This is a genomic window from Ruegeria sp. C6, from assembly GCF_056537625.1.
Map to the genome: position 1 here is coordinate 208,968 of NZ_JBQFRW010000005.1, position 16,137 is coordinate 225,104.

Genomic DNA, 16,137 nt, shown 5'->3' on the forward strand with positions numbered 1-16,137 from the left:
AAGTTGTCTATATGCTGAATATTTTCCCGCAGATTGTGTGTTTAGCAAGTGGGGTTTCACAAAAATTGCGCCAATTTATGCCCATAATTTAGGCAGTTTATGAATGGAGTCTCACATGAAAATCGGCTGCCCCAAGGAAATCAAACCTCAGGAATTCCGCGTCGGGATGACCCCGAACGCTGCTGGCGAAGCTGTGGCCCGCGGTCACGAAGTCATCATCGAAACCGGTGCCGGGATGGGCTCGGGCTTTGATAACGATGCTTATGTAGCGGCAGGTGCCCGCATCGTCGACACTGCAGAAGAAGTGTTCGCCACGGCTGATATGATCGTCAAGGTCAAGGAGCCTCAGGCGGTCGAGCGTAAAATGCTGCGCGAAGGTCAGTTGCTGTTCACCTATCTGCACCTGGCACCCGATCCAGACCAGACTCACGATCTGCTGGAATCCGGCTGCACCGCGATTGCCTATGAGACCGTGACTGACTCCAATGGCGGCCTGCCGCTGCTGGCGCCGATGTCCGAGGTTGCCGGTCGCTTGGCTCCGCAAGTTGGATCCTGGTCTCTGCAGAAGGCCAACGGTGGCCGCGGCGTTCTGATGGGTGGTGTACCGGGTGTAGGCCCTGCCAAAGTGATCGTCATCGGCGGAGGCGTCGTAGGCACCCACGCAGCGAAGATTGCCGCAGGCATGGGTGCGGATGTGACCGTACTGGACCGTTCGCTGCCGCGTCTCCGCTATCTGGACGATGTGTTCGGCGGAACCTTCAAGAACCAGTATTCAACCGCTGGTGCGACAGCCGAGCTGATCCAGGATGCCGACCTGGTCATCGGTGCGGTTCTGATCCCGGGCGCAGCTGCTCCCAAACTGATCTCGCGCGAACAGCTGTCGACCATGAAGCCCGGCGCGGCTCTGGTAGACGTTGCGATCGATCAGGGCGGCTGTTTTGAAACCTCGAAAGCCACCACCCACGCCGATCCGGTTTACGAAGTTGACGGCATCATGCACTACTGCGTCGCCAACATGCCCGGTGCGGTTGCCCGGACTTCGACCATCGCACTGGGCAACGCAACCATGCCGTTCATGCTTTCGCTGGCAAGCAAGGGCTGGAAGCAGGCCTGTAAGGACGACGCACACCTGCTGGCAGGTTTGAACGTCCACGCCGGCAAGCTGACTTACGAAGCGGTGGGCACCGCCCTCAACATCGACTCTGTCGATCCAACAACTCTGTTGAACTAAGAGCGCTCCCGCCTCTGAAAGCGTCCTTTTCCAAAGGACGCTTTACAGACTTGGGCCCAGTGCCGCGCCAATAGCGCGGCGCTGTTTTTTCTGGACCAAGGTTCGCGCAAAAAAGCACCGCGCCTTAGCGCGGTGCCCGGCCCAACCAGAGGATGGCATTTCAATGCCCGATCGACGGGCGGGAGGCTTACGCCTCTTTGTGAATCTCCACAGAATGCGGATACGGGATGGATACGCCTTTGGCGTCAAACGCTTCTTTGATCGCTTTGGTAAGTTCAAACTTCACATCCCAATAGTCAGCCGCGGCGCACCACAGGCGCGCGGTCAGATCAACCGAACTATCCCCAAGATTTGTCACCCGCACCCAGGGCTCAGGATCAGCCATGATACGATCGTCAGCTTTGGCCACATCCAGGATGATGTTCATAGCCTCATCCGCGCTATCGCCGTAGTCGATGCCAAACACCAGATCGACCCGGCGGGTGTCATGGGCGGAATAGTTGGTGATCACCGAACCCCAAGCCTGACCGTTTGGCACGATGATCTGCACGTTGTCCGGCGTCACCAGCTCGGTCGTGAACAGGTTCAGGTCTTTCACAGTACCCGCTGTGCCACCAATATCGACATATTGGCCCAGCTTATAGGGCCGGAACACCACCAGCATCACGCCCGCGGCCAGATCGCTGAGTGTTCCCTGCAGCGCCAAACCGATGGCCAGGGATGCGGCACCCAGTATGGCCACGATGCTGGTCGCCTCGATTCCGAAAATGCCCAGAACGGCGACAAAGACAATCGCCAGCAGCACCCATTTCACGAGGCTCGCAACGAAATTCCCCAAAGTCGGGTCGATATGTGGCGTGGCGTTGATCCGCCGCCGCACCAGACCGCTAATGGCTCCGGCAACGATCCAACCCAATACCAGAACGATCAACGCTTTGATCGCGCTCATGATCAGCGGACCAAATGCGCCCACCTGTGTTACGACATCTTCCACACGCTTCTCCTTTGCGCCAACAGCAAACCCGCGCCTTTTGGCGCGGGATCGCTGAAAAGTCTGGGCTAATTTTGCGCGCAGGTCTAGGTGCGGGATTTCCGAGTTTTCCCCCCTGCTGTTCCCCAGCAAACATCGACTGACCGATCACGCACAGAATTGGACCTTACAAAAGCGCCACAAATTACCAGATTGACCGAGACAGGCGCGATAAAAGGAGCCCATCATGCTGGACACAATCCAATTCCCGATCATGAATAAATGGTCCCCACAGTTCCCCGAGCGGATTCAGCTTTATTCCTTCCCCACACCCAACGGGGTAAAGGCGTCGATCATGCTGGAAGAAACCGGCCTGCCTTATGAGGCACATCGTGTCACACTGGCCGATGCAGATGTCAAAAGCCCGGAGTTTCTTTCGCTGAACCCGAACAACAAGATCCCGGCGATCATTGATCCCAACGGGCCCGACGATGCTCCGTTGGCTTTGTTCGAAAGCGGTGCAATCCTTCTGTACCTCGCTGAAAAGAGCGGTAAGCTGCTGGGTCAGAACAAAGGCGACAAGCACCGGGTCACCCAATGGGTTATGTTCCAGATGGGCGGTATCGGACCAATGTTTGGCCAGCTTGGGTATTTCCACAAATTCGCAGGGGCTGAAATCGAAGACCCCCGCCCGCGCGAACGCTACGTGTCCGAGGCCAAACGCCTGCTGAACGTTCTCGACCGGCAACTGGACGGCCAAGATTGGATCGCCGGAGAATTCTCGATCGCGGATATCGCAATCGCGCCCTGGCTGCGCGGTTTAGATTATTACGGCGTCAAGGATGTCATAGGCTGGGAAAGCTATGGCAACGTTACGCGCTATCTGGATAGGTTCCTGGATCGACCCGCAGTGCAAAGAGGACTGAACATCCCCTCACGGGATTGATAAACAAGGCCTGTGCGGCGGGATCCAAATCCGCCGCCACGGGCCATCGGGTTACCCAGGCAGCGCGCCTGTTAGAACGTAGCGCAAGATCTCAACAACTTGCGCGGGTTCTTCAGCGACGGCGAGTGCTGCTGCATCTACTTCTTTCAGCGCGTGCTGATGATCAGCCCCGTGCAGAACAATGATCGACTTGCCCAGTGCTGCTGCATAGCCCGCGTCAAATGCCGCGTTCCACTGCTTGTATTTGTCCCCAAAGCGTACAACCACAACATCCGCGTCTGATATGCCCTTGCGGGTCCGGATCGCGTTGACCATGGCACCCTTGTGATCGTGCCAGTACTTGTTCGGCTCGGCCCCCAAGATCGTGACACCGCAATCGTCCGAAGCACCGTGATCGGTGACCGGGCTACTGAACTCAACATCCAACCCATCGGCGCCCGCAATGATCTGCTCGCGCCAATCCGTGTGAATCTCACCGGACAAATAGACCTTCAGCATTTTTCTCTCCTCCCGTGAAAAAGGGGCGCAATGGCCCCTTTATCATTTCAAAAATACTCCCGCCGGAGGCGAAAACCAACTCATCCCCGCAAGACGCCGCCAGTGGCTTTCATCACTTTTTCGACAATCTTGGTGCTGACCGCCTCGATATCCTTTTCCTTCAGGGTCGCGTCCGACGGCTGGAGCCTTACGGTAATGGCCAGAGACTTCTTGCCCTCGCCGACGCTACCGCCAATGAATTCGTCAAAGACGCGCACGTCCTCGATCAGAGCCTTATCAGCACCCGCAGCCGCATTGACCAACGTCAGAGCTTCGATATCCGCATTTACAACAAAGGCGAAATCGCGCTCGACCGCCTGCAGGTCGCGCAATTCCAAGGCAGAACGGGTCGCACCGGATTTACGTGGCATCGGCACCTGATCCGGCCAGATGGTGAACGCCATTGCCGGACCCTTGATATCCAACGCCTGCAACACGCGCGGATGCAATTCACCAAAAACGCCCAGAACCTTTTTGGGGCCCAGACAAATCTTGCCGTGCCGACCCGGGTGCCACCAGGCATCGCCGCCACGAAGGATCTGAACCTTGGCAGGCGCACCAATGGCGGCAAGCACCGCCTCTGCGTCGGCTTTGGCATCAAACAGGTCAACGGGACGGGAAGCATCATGCACGTCCTTGGGACCGCTACGCCCAACCAACAGGCCGGTAATCTGTGTCTGTTGATCCCCCGGCTCACCATCGTGGAACACTGGCCCGACCTCGAACAAGGCCAGATCGGCATAACCCCGCGCCTGATTGCGCGCCGCCGCTTGCAGCAGACCAGGCAGCAGATCAGGGCGCATATGGCTCATCTCGGACGAGATCGGGTTTTCCAACATGGTTGCTGCGTCACCGCCCCCGAACAAGGCTGCCGAGGCCTGATCGATGAAGGTATAAGACACACATTCATTGTACCCCAGCGCTGCACAGGTCCGGCGCGCCATCGACTGGCGACGCTGCGTGGGTGTCATGACCGGTTTGGGGATACCTGCTGTCGTACGCGGCAGCGGAATACCCTGCAACTTGGTCAGAGAAGCGATCCGCGCAACCTCTTCCACCAGATCGGCCTCCCCCATGATATCGGGTCGCCAGCTGGGCACATGCGCCATCTCGCCATCCAGACGAAAGCCCAAACGGGTCAGTGTCTGCCGCTGCTCGCTTTCCGGAATCTCCATCCCGACTAGGGACTGCACGCGCGCCGCGTCCAGTTTGTAGGCCCGCGCGTGGTTCGGCGCTTTGCCCGCCTCGACCACATTCGAGGCTTCACCGCCGCAGATATCCAAGATCATCTGCGTCGCATGCTCCAACCCTTCGCGCGTGTATTCCGGGTCGACGCCGCGCTCGAATCGATACCGCGCGTCCGAGTTTATCTTCAGCGCCCGACCTGTGAGGGCAATCTGCACATGATCCCAGAACGCACTTTCAAGGAAAACGTTCACGGTCTCCTCGGTACAACCGGTTTCCTCGCCGCCCATGATGCCCGCGATAGATTCCGGGCCTTCGTCGTCCGAAATTACCATCATGCCGGGCTGTAGTGTGTATTCTTTCTCATCCAGTGCAACCAGCTTCTCGCCACCTTTGGCACGGTGAACGCGTAGGTTACCCTGCACCTTGTCGGCATCGAATACGTGCAGCGGGCGGTTGTGATCGAAGGTCATATAGTTGGTGATATCCACCAAGGCCGAGATCGGACGCAGACCAATCGCCTTCAACTGGTCCTGCAGCCATTGCGGGCTGGGGCCGTTTTTGACGCCCCTGATAAGCCGACCGGTGAAATGCGGCGCGCCATCCAGCGTATCTTCATCAATCGACACTTTGATCGGGCTTTCAAAGTCCCCCGGCACGGGGACATAGTCACGCACCTTCAGCGTGCCCAATCCACGTGCAGCCAGATCTCGCGCAATACCCGCAACACCCAGCGCATCCGGGCGGTTCGGCGTAATCGCGATCTCGATCATCGGATCAACTTTTGATGGGTCGTTCTCGGCCAGCCAGTCGACAAACTTGTCACCGACCTCGCCCGAGGGCAGCTCGATAATCCCGTCATGTTCATCCGACAGCTCAAGCTCGCGCTCGGACGCCATCATGCCAAAGCTCTCGACGCCACGGATCTTGCCGACGCTGATGGTGATATCCAGGCCGGGAATATACATACCCGGTTTACAAACCACCACGGTGATGCCTTCGCGCGCATTGGGCGCGCCACAAATGATCTGCAGATCGCCCTCGTCGGTTTCAACCGTGCAAACGCGCAGCTTATCGGCGTCCGGGTGCTTCTCGGCATGTTTCACATGGCCCAGCGTAAAGCCCGCCAGACGGTCCGCCGGGTTGACGATCTCTTCGACCTCAAGCCCGAGATCGGTCAGTGCTTCGGCGATCTCATCAACCGACGCATCCGTATCGAGGTGGTCTTTCAGCCAGGACAGAGTGAATTTCATTGCAGCGAGCCTTTTCCGGCAAACATTCAGTCGGCACAGGCAATGGCAAAGATTGCGCCAAGGTGCAAGCGCTGCGGCTCACGGATAGGTGGGGGTGCGACTCAAAAGCTCGTCCAGCTGCCAGCCGATCCAGCCGTGGGGAATAAAGTGCCCGCCGGGATGGGTGTCCAGTGTCACCTGCCCTTGCGCGCAATCGGTCCACTCCAATCGGCTGAGCGTCAGGAAGGGCTTCACGCTCCAATCCCCACGCGGGGTCGCGCCGTTGCAGTTGAACTTGGCCTTCCACAGCGCCACTGGATAGGTCGTATCGCCGTCCGGCCCAAAGGGAAAATCCATCACCGTATCGTCCAGCCCATGCACATGGCGCACCTCGCGCGGGGCTTCCGGGCAGTCCTCGGTCTGGCGGATTGATCCCGCAACGGCCAGCAGCGCGGCGATATCATTGCCCGATTGGCAAACAAAGCGCCATGCCATCGCGCCGCCGTAGGAATAACCCGAGACATAGATGCGTTCAGGATCAATGGGATAGTGCTTGGCAACATCCTCTAACACCCGATCAGCGAACGGCACGTCTGCGGTATCAGCGGTCCAGAAATTCCAGCTTTTGCCCAACCCGTTCGGAGCCACCAATAGCACATCGCGCAGCTTGGTTGCCCCAGCGATGCGTTCATGGTTCACCACCACATCACCCTGTCGCGCCCAACCGTGGAAGTGCAACAGCACCGGCAGAGGCGTTTCGCCGTCCCAACCATCAGGTTCCAGCACATGGTAAGAACGCTCGCCGATCTCGCAGGCGGTATCGCCGTGGCAGTCAGATTTCCACGGCCCCATCGCAAAGGCCGGAATCGCGGTTAGCAGAAGAAAAAGCAGTCGATAGATCATAGGCCGGAGCCTAGCGACGTCTGCCGCCCTGTCACATAACATATTGGTGTAGGGTGGGGTTTCACCCCACCCTACACCGGATCAAGCCACAAAGCCGCGCTATCGCCAGACCGCAGGGTGGCGATCAAAGGTTTGTGTTGAGCACTTTATGCCAGCCAAATCCGCGAAACACTCAATCGGAGCGCTAACGGAGACAAATCGCCAGCCCGTGCGGGCGGTCTGGCGATAACGCGGCGGCCTATCGGCCTTTGCTCCGCGCGCTGAGCGACTCCTGCAGGATCAACTTCTTTTGGGGCAGTTCTTATTGAGTTAGATTTAAGTAACGCATTACAAAAACAGTCAAAATTGCGACTAGTACCGGAAGAACGATCGAAGAGAATATCTTATCAAACTGCCTTGCTAACCACTTCAGAGCAACTTTAGCAATCTTTTGATCTCTGAGCTCCTTCAGATAAGCATGCCCATCTAACGTCAACTTGAGGTTCAAAATGCCATTCTTAGTGAAATTACCACTAACCAACTGATCATTCCTCAGCAACGAAAGGTAATAGTCTCTCTCAGAAATCGATAAACCAACCTTATCCTTAGTTGTCTCAGTTTGTTGCTGAGAAGATGGGTACATTACAGCCCGCCTTTCTGCAGCATCATCAAAAGAGGCTCCGGAAACATCCGAAGCCTCAATGTACTCCATCAAACGGAGAAGCTGCTTATGGTCGATTTTCACCGAGACAAACCACCATGCAGGTTTGGCATATCCAGCGCCGCAAACCCATAGTGGCGCAGCCAACGCAGATCGCTGTCAAAGAATGCCCGCAGATCCGGAATGCCGTATTTCAGCATCGCCAGACGGTCGATCCCGATCCCGAACGCAAAGCCTTGGTAGACCTCTGGATCAATACCACCGGCGGCGATCACCTTGGGGTGGACCATGCCGGAACCCAGAATCTCCATCCAGTCGTCGCCTTCGCCGATCTTCAGCTGACCGTTGTCCCAGGAACAGCGGATATCGACCTCGGCCGAGGGCTCGGTAAAGGGGAAGTGCGATGCGCGGAAGCGCAGTTCGACATCATCGACCTCAAAGAACGCTTTCACGAACTCTTCCAGAACCCATTTCAGGTTCGCCATCGAGATATCCTTGTCGATGGCCAGCCCCTCGACCTGATGGAACATCGGCGTGTGAGTCTGGTCATAGTCGGCGCGGTAGACACCGCCCGGGCAGATCACGCGGATCGGCGCGCCCTGCAGTTCCATCGAGCGGATCTGCACTGGCGAGGTATGGGTGCGCAGCACATGCGGCGGGCGATTGTCGCCCTCGGCGCGGTGCATGTAGAACGTGTCCATCTCGGCCCGCGCGGGGTGGTGGCCGGGGATGTTCAGGGCGTCGAAGTTGTGCCAGTCGGTCTCGATCCGCGGCCCTTCGGCCACCGAGAAACCCAGTTCGGCAAAGATCGCGGTCAGTTCCTCGGTCGCCTGGCTGACCGGGTGGATCGAGCCCTGACGACGTGCCCGGGTCGGTAGTGTAACGTCGAGCCACTCGGTGCGCAGACGCTCATCCAGCGCGGCGTCGGCAAGCGCGGCCTTTTTGGCAGAAAGCGCCGAGTTGATCTCATCCTTCAGGGCGTTCAGCGCGGGGCCTGCGACCTGACGTTCCTCGGGGGTCATCTTGCCCAGCTCGCGCATCTTCAGCGCGACCTCGCCTTTTTTGCCGACGGCGGCGACGCGGATCGCCTCAAGCGCGTTTTCATCGCCAGCTTCGGCGATTTGGCCCAGATATTTTGCCTTAAGATCGTCCATGACGCCCTCTGAATTTGGTCGCCAACCTGCTATCGGCCCCGCCCCGCGAATGCAAGCGGGACGGTGGGGATCAATAGCTGTATTCGGGATAAATCCGGGTCAGATCACCATTCCAGTCGCCATTGTAGTGATCCAGCAACTCATCCGCCGGAACCTTGCCCGTATCGATGCTGTCCTTTAGCGCGTTCAGGAAATGCGTCTCGTCCTGCACCAGACCACCTGCGCCGGGGCGCGCGCGCGACGCCAGACCGGCCTCGGCAATCGAGACCACTTCGCGCGCCAGATCATGCATGTTGATGTTGCCAACCTGTGCTTGCAGACCATCCTTGGCAGCCTCGACCCGCAGCGCTTCGCGCGTCTCGGCATCCCAGCCTTTGACCAGATCCCAAGCGGCATCCAGCGCAGTTTGGTCATAGGTCAAACCAACCCAAAAGGCGGGCAACGCACACAAGCGACGCCATGGGCCGCCATCGGCACCGCGCATCTCCATGAATTTCTTGATCCGCGCTTCGGGGAATGCCGTGGTCAGGTGATCGGCCCAATCGGACAGAGTCGGTGTCTCGCCGGGTAATGCAGGCAATTTGCCCTGTAGGAAGTCGCGGAACGACATGCCCAGCGCGTCGATATATTGTCCGTCGCGATAGACGAAATACATCGGCACATCGAGCGCGTATTGAACATAGCGTTCAAAGCCGAACCCCTCTTCAAATACAAAGGGCAGCATCCCGGTGCGGGCGTCGTCGAGATGCCGCCAGATATAGCTGCGCCAGCTTTTCTGGCCGTTCACCTTGCCCTCGAAAAACGGAGAATTCGCAAACAGCGCCGTCGCGACCGGCTGAAGTGCCAGCGCAACGCGCAGTTTCTGCACCATGTCCGCCTCGGACCCGAAGTCGATATTGACTTGGACCGTGCAGGTGCGCCGCATCATGGCACGGCCCATGGTGCCGACTTTCTCCATATAGTCGTTCATCAGCCGGTAACGACCTTTAGGCATCAACGGCATCTCGTCATGGGTCCAGATCGGAGCCGCGCCCAAACCGATGAAGCCCACACCAATCTCATCGGCGATGTCTTTCACCTCACGCAGGTGGATGTTCACCTCATCACAAGTCTCGTGGATGGTCTCGAGCGGGGCACCCGACAGCTCCAATGCGCCGCCCGGTTCCAAGCTGACATTCGCGCCGTCTTTTTCGAGACCGATCAGATGTCCGGCTTCGCGCACCTCGGCCCAGCCGTGACGATCGCGCAGGCCTTCCAGCACGGCCACAATGGACCGTTTGCCTTCAAACGGCAGCGGTTTCAGCGTGTCTTTGCAATAGCCGAACTTTTCATGCTCGGTGCCAATACGCCAATCTTCCTTGGGCTTGCAGCCCGATTCCAGATATTCGGCCAGTTGCTCATGGCGTTCGATCGGTCCGCCGCCGGACTGGGGGATGGACATGTGACCCGTGCTCCGATCCTGATGTGTCTGTCTTGGCGGTCAGTCCTGAGCGCAAACCGCGCCAGTGTCAATGCAGCCTAAGGTGCGCAGGCCGTGACGGCGTGCGTTCCCAGATCACCACCGGATGTGCCGCACGACCGTTGAGTTCCGACAGCATTTGCTCGGTTTTAAGCCCCGGAAGTGCTGAGAACACATCAAACAGTGCCTCGGCCCCTTCGGCGTTCACCGGAATGTGAAGGGTCGGCTGCCCCGGCTGATCCAAAACCCAATGCGCAGGTTGCGAGGTCGGATCCAACGCCAACCGCTCGATTTCGCGGGCTGCAACGATGCCGCCGTCGAGCGGGCCCAGATAGGTGATCTGGCCTTCATCAATAGTCACCACACCCGGTCCTCCCGCACCATTGCGAAAGCGCGCGCGTTGCACTCCGATCACCGCCAGTGCCATCGAGACGACGATCAGCAGCCACCCCAACCACGCCAGCAATCCGCCGGGGCCGCTGATCCAGCTGAGGCCGAGGATCAGAACAAACCCTGCAACCAGCACTTCGCGCCAGCGCCACAGGGCCAGTTTGGCTTCGGGTCGAAAGAAACTCATGCCACGTCCTCCGGGTTTTTGAACAGGATCAGCGAGTAATGACCTGCAGGCTGGAACCCAATGGATATATAGGCACGCGCTGCCGCATCGGAAGCCGCAAAGAGGACAGCCCTGGAAACTCCCGCATCGCGCGCCTCAACCAGATGCAGGGCAACAGCCAAACGCGCATAGCTCCGCCCTCGTAAATCTGGTGGCGTGTAGACACCGCCGATCTGCACCACATCAGGCAGGCGGGCGTTGAAGCCGGTCATGCTGACCGGTTGGCCATTATGTAGCAAAACTCGATGCGAATCCCGCTCGATATAGGTCTTGATATCCTTCCTAGCCTGCGTCTGTGCACGCAAAGGATCAAAATCCATGGCTTCGATGAGGTAGCTTTCTCGCCAGTCTTCAAGGACCGAACGATCGACATCAGTAAGCGGCATGAGATCTGCCCCACTGAAAACCGGTATTTGGAGTCGATCCAGCGCCAGGGAAAACCCCGGCTCATCGCTGTTCAGGGTCGCGGGTCGCCCTTCCCAACCTGCCAACCGGATTATCCGACGAGCCTGCGTTGCCTCAGCCGCGATGCCGAACAGGGCCCGGCCTCGAATAAGGTCAATCGCTGCGGCAAGTTCGGTATCCGAACAGTCGGGACATTGCAGCAGGATCATGCCTTCATTTGTTATGGCAAAGACCGCACGCAACGGGCTGCCAAGCGTCCATGCATTCAACGACCGGGGATGCGTACCGCACAGGCCAAAATCCCGTAGATTGGCCAAAGGGAACATCGATGTTTGGATATGTTGGGACAAAAACGAGTCGATCCTGGACAGGTCCGTTTCATGCGCCAATTGCCACGTCACGTCCAATCTCCCAAAGATTGCTGCCACATTGTCATCGCTGCAACGGCTGCTGTATCGGCGCGCAGGATGCGTGGGCCGAGGCTGACCACATGGGTAAATGGTAGCTCCGCCAACCGTTTGCGTTCGGGCTCGGAAAACCCGCCCTCGGGGCCGATCAGGATCGCCCACGGCTTGCCTTTCTCATTCTCTGCCATGCGCAGGGCCGAGCCGGCTTCAGCCTCGTCACAGAACATCAATTGGCGATCATCGGGCCACGCGCCCAGGATACGATCCAATCGCTGGAGGTCAGCGACCTCAGGCACAAAAGTGCCGCCACATTGTTCGGCCGCCTCAATTGCGTGGGCCTGCAAGCGATCCTGCCGAATGCGCTCGGAGTTGGTGAATTCGGTCTGCACCGGTATGATCCGCGCGGCCCCCATTTCAGCTGCTTTTTCAACGATGAAATCGGTCCGCGCCTTCTTGATCGGTGCAAAGAGAAGCCACAGATCGGGCGGTAATTGCAGAGGTTTCGATTGCTCCACGCACGACAGGATTCCGCCTCGTTTGCCCGCTTCTGCTACCTCGGCCTGCCACTCGCCATCGCTGCCATTGAACAGGGCGACCCGGCCCCCAACCGACAGGCGCATGACGCCGAACAGGTAGTGCGCCTGCTCACGCGTCAAAGGAACCGATTGCCCCGGACCCAAAGGGTGCTCTACATACAGTCTGATCTTCGCATTCATGAGACCCTACATATGCAAGGCAATGCCCCAACACCAGACGGTCAGGTCGCCGATGCCGTTACCGGCAACTGGGTCGACACTCACGCGCCTGCCTTCACCCGCCCTTACCTGCGGCTCAGCCGCGCGGACCGACCTATCGGCACATGGTTGCTGCTGATCCCCTGCTGGTGGGGTCTGGCGCTGGCCATCCTGAGCGACGGCACTCCACGGTGGGGGGATCTTTGGATCGCCGTTGGGTGTGCGATCGGCGCGTTTTTGATGCGCGGCGCGGGCTGTACGTGGAATGACATCACCGATCGAGAGTTTGACGGGAAGGTCGAACGCACAAGGTCGCGCCCGATTCCCTCGGGTCAGGTGAGTGTCCGTCAGGCGGTATTCTGGATGGTGCTGCAATGTCTGTTGGCCCTGGCCATCCTTCTGACCTTCAACCGGGCCGCGATTGCGATGGGAGTTTTGTCTTTGCTGCCTGTTACCATCTATCCCTATGCAAAACGATTTACCTGGTGGCCGCAGATTTTTCTGGGGCTGGCCTTCAACTGGGGCGCATTGCTGGCCTGGGCTGCACATACCGGCACCGTGGGCTGGCCTGCGATCATGCTTTATCTGTCAGGAATCGCCTGGACTTTGTTCTACGACACGATCTACGCCCATCAGGATGCCGAGGATGACGAGCTGATCGGCATCAAGTCCACCGCACGGCTGTTTGGCACCGATACCGCCCGTTGGCTCAAGTATTTTCTGATTGGAACCGTCAGTCTAATGGCCTTTGCAATTATCGACGCGGCTTTGCCCGGGACATCGGTTCTTGCTTTGGCGGTCGCCCTTGGCGGGCCCTGGGCGATGGGGTGGCATCTGGCCTGGCAATTGCGGGGGCTGGACACGGAGGACAACGCCAAATTGCTGCAGCTTTTCCGGGCCAATCGTGACACCGGCTTGATTCCGCTGATCTTCCTCTGCGTCGCCCTTTTCCTCTGATTGCACCTCTGTGCTGCGCTCTGTATGAGTCCCGGAACCAACCGCCCGAGGAGTCTCGATTTCGCCCATGCGTCTGCCTTACGCCCTAGCTGTTGCGTTGATTTTCGCGGTGTCCGCCGTTCTATCGCTGGTGGTCGCTGGATTTGCGGTCAGCAAGATCGAAGACGCCTCGGAACTGGCCGTGCGAAAGGCCTTGAACTTGCAGGGGCATGATTGGGCCGAAGTCGAATCCGACGGCCTGCGTGTCGTTCTGACCGGCACGGCCCCGACTGAGGCGACCCGATTCAACGCCCTGATCGCTGCGGGCACCGAGGTCGACACCTCGCGCGTCATTGACGAGATGGAGGTTGCTCCCACCGCCGATCTGACACCGCCCCGCTTTTCTACCGAGATCTTGCGCAATGACAGTGGAATTTCGATTATCGGGCTAGTACCTGCGGCTCTGGATCGCGATGATCTGGTAGACAGGCTGCAACGCCTTGATCGGGACGCGTCAGTTTCGGACCTGATGGAAAGTGCCGACTATCCCAAGCCAGACGGTTGGGATCAGGCAATCGACTATGCGATCGAAGCGCTCTCGGATTTGCCACGGGCCAAGATATCTGCCAGCCCAGGGTTGGTGCGTATCACGGCCATTGCCGATAGCCAGCAAGAGAAAGACCAGCTGGAACAAGACCTGAGCCGCGCCGCGCCACCAGGTCTGCGAATCGGCCTTTCGATTTCGGCACCTCGCCCGGTAATCACACCATTCACGCTGCGCTATCTGATAGATGAGGATGGCGGGCAGTTTGATGCGTGCTCGGCCCAGGATGAAGTTGCGCGCGACATCATCGTCGCTGCAGCACAAGAGGCCGGATTAACCGGCCCCTATTCCTGCACCATTGGGCTAGGCGTACCGTCTCCGCGTTGGGCGAATGCAGCGCAGCTCAGCATTCGTGCGCTATCCGAACTTGGTCAGGGTTCAGTTACTCTGTCGGATGCAGATATCACTCTAGTTGCCACACAAGGGACTAACCCTTTGGAGTTCGACCGCATCGTGGGAGAGCTCGAAAATATGCTGCCCGAGGTCTTCGCCTTGCATGCAATTCTTCCCGAACCCGAACCGGATGACCCGACTGGGCCTATTGAATTCGTCGCAACACGTAGCCCTGAGGGTTTGGTTCAACTGCGTGGCCGTCTGAGTGACGAAACGCTGCGTGAAATGACCGACAGCTTTGCACGTGCCGCCTTTGGATCATTGCAGGTGCACACAGCCACCCGGATTGCACCGGACCTGCCCGCGGATTGGCCCATACGCGTCTTGGCCGGGCTGGAGGCACTGTCGCAACTGCACAATGGCGCCCTGACCGTTACGCCGGACAATGTAGCGCTGTCGGGCATCAGCCATGATCCCGACGCCAAGGCCCGGATCGCCGGCATGCTGTCGGACAAGCTGGGCGAGGCGCAGGATTACACCCTGTCAATCACCTATCAGGAGCCGCCCGCACCCGCCGACGCGCCGCCCGACCCTGAGGTCTGCGAAGAGCAGCTGGCAGAGGTACAGGCCGCCAGAAAGATTGCGTTCGAACCGGGTTCAGCCACAGTAGCCGCCGACTCGCGCGATGCCCTGAACCAGATCGCTGACATCCTGCGCGAATGTGGCCCCATCCGGTTGGAGATTCAGGGCCATACCGACAGTCAGGGCCGTGAAGAGATGAACCAGCAGCTCAGCCAGTCGCGCGCACAGTCGATCCTGAACGAATTGCGCGGACGGCGCGTGCCGACCTCAAGCTTTTCTGCGGTCGGGTATGGCGAGACGCAGCCCATCGCCGATAACGAAACCGAAGAAGGCCGCGAAGAGAACCGCCGCATCGAGTTTCGCCTGATCCGTCCTGAACCCGTGGCCAACACCCTGACCGGGCTTGAGGCGATGGAAGCCGAGGCCGAATCTGAGGCCGAAATCGAGACACCTGAAACCGACGCACCGGATGCAGGCTCAGAGGACCAGTAAGTTGAACAGAACAGAATTCATCATCGCCACAGCCATCATCCTGTTCGCAGCTTTCTGCATGGGTTGGTTCGCCAACTGGCTGGCCCATCGGCTGTCCCGTGTTCGCCAAAGCGACGTGGCCGATCTTGACCGCATGAGTCAGGAACTGCACGAGGCCGAAGAAACACGCGATCAGGCAATCACATATCTTCAGCAGCGCGAGGCAGAGCTGACCAACCAGCTGACTCAAACCGAAGCCGAGTTGAATGCCGCAATGGAAGGGCTGCGCGCGGCGCGGCAGGAAGCCGAAGAGATGCGCGGGCGGATCAACAACGCAGACTAGGCACCCTACCAGCGGGTCAGCGCGTCTTCATCCTCGTCCTTGGCAGCCACCCATTCTGCTCCGGACGTGGTGATTTCCTTCTTCCAGAATGGCGCGCGAGACTTAAGGTAATCCATCAGATATTCCGCCGCCTCAAACGCATCTTTGCGGTGCGGTGCGGCGGTTGCGACCATCATGATCCGGTCACCCGGCGCAAGCCTTCCGTGGCGGTGGATCACCAGAACGTTGCCCAGTGACCAACGGGCTTGCGCCTCTTCCGCGATCTTGGTTAGGGCGCGTTCGGTCATGCCAGGATAGTGCTCGATCTCCATCACATCCAGATCGCCCGAAGCCAGATCGCGCACAACGCCCGTGAAGGTCACGATGGCCCCGTTGGCATCGTCCCCGGCGGCAAAAGCGTTGGCTTCGGCCCCCAGATCGAACGGGGCCTCCTGCACGACGATCCGCAT

At 58.8% G+C, this 16,137-nt stretch carries 16 protein-coding genes; 5 read left to right on the top strand and 11 right to left on the bottom strand.

Annotated features, from left to right (window positions below):
* The first annotated feature begins 115 nt into the window (after positions 1–115).
* A complete protein-coding gene (ald, locus tag ACR0MJ_RS16635) occupies positions 116–1,231 on the top strand; it encodes an alanine dehydrogenase (protein ID WP_480761802.1) in 1,116 nt (371 codons plus the stop codon).
* Between the two features lie 187 nt (positions 1,232–1,418).
* Here the strand turns inward: ald and ACR0MJ_RS16640 are convergent, their stop codons facing one another.
* Positions 1,419–2,225 carry a mechanosensitive ion channel family protein gene (locus ACR0MJ_RS16640; RefSeq protein WP_170423629.1) on the bottom strand — a complete coding sequence of 269 codons (807 nt, stop codon included), beginning with the start codon at positions 2,223–2,225 and terminating at the stop codon, positions 1,419–1,421.
* Between the two features lie 223 nt (positions 2,226–2,448).
* On the opposite strand from ACR0MJ_RS16640, the gene ACR0MJ_RS16645 reads away from it, so the two are divergent.
* A complete protein-coding gene (locus ACR0MJ_RS16645) occupies positions 2,449–3,147 on the top strand; it encodes a glutathione S-transferase N-terminal domain-containing protein (protein WP_170423627.1) in 699 nt (232 codons plus the stop codon).
* Between the two features lie 51 nt (positions 3,148–3,198).
* Here the strand turns inward: ACR0MJ_RS16645 and ACR0MJ_RS16650 are convergent, their stop codons facing one another.
* The 9 genes from ACR0MJ_RS16650 to ACR0MJ_RS16690 form a co-directional block, all read right to left on the bottom strand.
* Positions 3,199–3,645, bottom strand: a complete 447-nt coding sequence (locus ACR0MJ_RS16650; RefSeq protein WP_170423625.1) for a YtoQ family protein — start codon at positions 3,643–3,645, stop codon at positions 3,199–3,201.
* A gap of 80 nt (positions 3,646–3,725) precedes the next feature.
* Positions 3,726–6,122 carry a phenylalanine--tRNA ligase subunit beta gene (gene pheT, locus ACR0MJ_RS16655; RefSeq protein ID WP_480761803.1) on the bottom strand — a complete coding sequence of 799 codons (2,397 nt, stop codon included), beginning with the start codon at positions 6,120–6,122 and terminating at the stop codon, positions 3,726–3,728.
* Between the two features lie 78 nt (positions 6,123–6,200).
* The gene (locus ACR0MJ_RS16660) at positions 6,201–7,004 is read right to left on the bottom strand and encodes a CE1 family esterase (protein ID WP_480761805.1); all 804 of its coding nucleotides are present in this window, start codon (positions 7,002–7,004) and stop codon (positions 6,201–6,203) included.
* A 301-nt stretch (positions 7,005–7,305) separates the two neighbouring features.
* Positions 7,306–7,728, bottom strand: coding sequence for a hypothetical protein (locus ACR0MJ_RS16665; protein WP_480761807.1), 423 nt, complete (start codon positions 7,726–7,728; stop codon positions 7,306–7,308).
* A complete protein-coding gene (gene pheS, locus ACR0MJ_RS16670; RefSeq protein WP_010443591.1) occupies positions 7,725–8,798 on the bottom strand; it encodes a phenylalanine--tRNA ligase subunit alpha in 1,074 nt (357 codons plus the stop codon). Before pheS ends, ACR0MJ_RS16665 begins: the two co-directional genes overlap by 4 nt.
* Positions 8,799–8,868: 70 nt before the next feature.
* Positions 8,869–10,239 (bottom strand): glutamate--cysteine ligase, encoded by a 1,371-nt coding sequence (locus tag ACR0MJ_RS16675; protein WP_480761808.1) that lies wholly within the window; start codon positions 10,237–10,239, stop codon positions 8,869–8,871.
* 67 nt (positions 10,240–10,306) lie between these two features.
* Positions 10,307–10,834: a hypothetical protein gene (locus ACR0MJ_RS16680; protein ID WP_170408404.1), complete on the bottom strand. Its 528-nt coding sequence runs from the start codon at positions 10,832–10,834 to the stop codon at positions 10,307–10,309.
* Positions 10,831–11,679 (bottom strand): GNAT family N-acetyltransferase, encoded by an 849-nt coding sequence (locus tag ACR0MJ_RS16685; protein WP_480761809.1) that lies wholly within the window; start codon positions 11,677–11,679, stop codon positions 10,831–10,833. The genes ACR0MJ_RS16680 and ACR0MJ_RS16685 overlap by 4 nt, the downstream gene beginning before the upstream one ends.
* Positions 11,676–12,401: a 16S rRNA (uracil(1498)-N(3))-methyltransferase gene (locus tag ACR0MJ_RS16690; RefSeq protein WP_480761811.1), complete on the bottom strand. Its 726-nt coding sequence runs from the start codon at positions 12,399–12,401 to the stop codon at positions 11,676–11,678. The genes ACR0MJ_RS16685 and ACR0MJ_RS16690 overlap by 4 nt, the downstream gene beginning before the upstream one ends.
* A gap of 12 nt (positions 12,402–12,413) precedes the next feature.
* Here ACR0MJ_RS16690 and ubiA point away from each other — a divergent pair, with 12 nt between their 5' ends.
* The 3 genes from ubiA (at position 12,414) to ACR0MJ_RS16705 (ending at position 15,688) form a co-directional block, all read left to right on the top strand.
* Entirely contained in the window at positions 12,414–13,376 is a 963-nt protein-coding gene (gene ubiA / locus ACR0MJ_RS16695) for a 4-hydroxybenzoate octaprenyltransferase (RefSeq protein ID WP_170395623.1), read from the top strand.
* Between the two features lie 67 nt (positions 13,377–13,443).
* Positions 13,444–15,366, top strand: a complete 1,923-nt coding sequence (locus ACR0MJ_RS16700) for an OmpA family protein (RefSeq protein WP_480761813.1) — start codon at positions 13,444–13,446, stop codon at positions 15,364–15,366.
* A 1-nt stretch (position 15,367) separates the two neighbouring features.
* Positions 15,368–15,688 carry a hypothetical protein gene (locus ACR0MJ_RS16705; protein WP_170395619.1) on the top strand — a complete coding sequence of 107 codons (321 nt, stop codon included), beginning with the start codon at positions 15,368–15,370 and terminating at the stop codon, positions 15,686–15,688.
* A gap of 5 nt (positions 15,689–15,693) precedes the next feature.
* Here the strand turns inward: ACR0MJ_RS16705 and ACR0MJ_RS16710 are convergent, their stop codons facing one another.
* Complete coding sequence (locus tag ACR0MJ_RS16710; RefSeq protein WP_170408409.1) at positions 15,694–16,137, bottom strand: molybdopterin synthase catalytic subunit; 444 nt, start codon at positions 16,135–16,137, stop codon at positions 15,694–15,696.

Coding starts and splice junctions, on each gene's coding strand:
- ACR0MJ_RS16650 (WP_170423625.1), bottom strand. CDS start 3,645: ATGCTGAAGGTCTATTTGTCCGGTGAGATTCACACGGATTGGCGCGAG.
- ACR0MJ_RS16645 (WP_170423627.1), top strand. CDS start 2,449: ATGCTGGACACAATCCAATTCCCGATCATGAATAAATGGTCCCCACAG.
- pheS (WP_010443591.1), bottom strand. CDS start 8,798: ATGGACGATCTTAAGGCAAAATATCTGGGCCAAATCGCCGAAGCTGGC.
- ubiA (WP_170395623.1), top strand. CDS start 12,414: ATGCAAGGCAATGCCCCAACACCAGACGGTCAGGTCGCCGATGCCGTT.
- ACR0MJ_RS16680 (WP_170408404.1), bottom strand. CDS start 10,834: ATGAGTTTCTTTCGACCCGAAGCCAAACTGGCCCTGTGGCGCTGGCGC.
- ACR0MJ_RS16675 (WP_480761808.1), bottom strand. CDS start 10,239: ATGTCCATCCCCCAGTCCGGCGGCGGACCGATCGAACGCCATGAGCAA.
- ACR0MJ_RS16710 (WP_170408409.1), bottom strand. CDS start 16,137: ATGCGGATCGTCGTGCAGGAGGCCCCGTTCGATCTGGGGGCCGAAGCC.
- ACR0MJ_RS16660 (WP_480761805.1), bottom strand. CDS start 7,004: ATGATCTATCGACTGCTTTTTCTTCTGCTAACCGCGATTCCGGCCTTT.
- pheT (WP_480761803.1), bottom strand. CDS start 6,122: ATGAAATTCACTCTGTCCTGGCTGAAAGACCACCTCGATACGGATGCG.
- ACR0MJ_RS16690 (WP_480761811.1), bottom strand. CDS start 12,401: ATGAATGCGAAGATCAGACTGTATGTAGAGCACCCTTTGGGTCCGGGG.
- ald (WP_480761802.1), top strand. CDS start 116: ATGAAAATCGGCTGCCCCAAGGAAATCAAACCTCAGGAATTCCGCGTC.
- ACR0MJ_RS16700 (WP_480761813.1), top strand. CDS start 13,444: ATGCGTCTGCCTTACGCCCTAGCTGTTGCGTTGATTTTCGCGGTGTCC.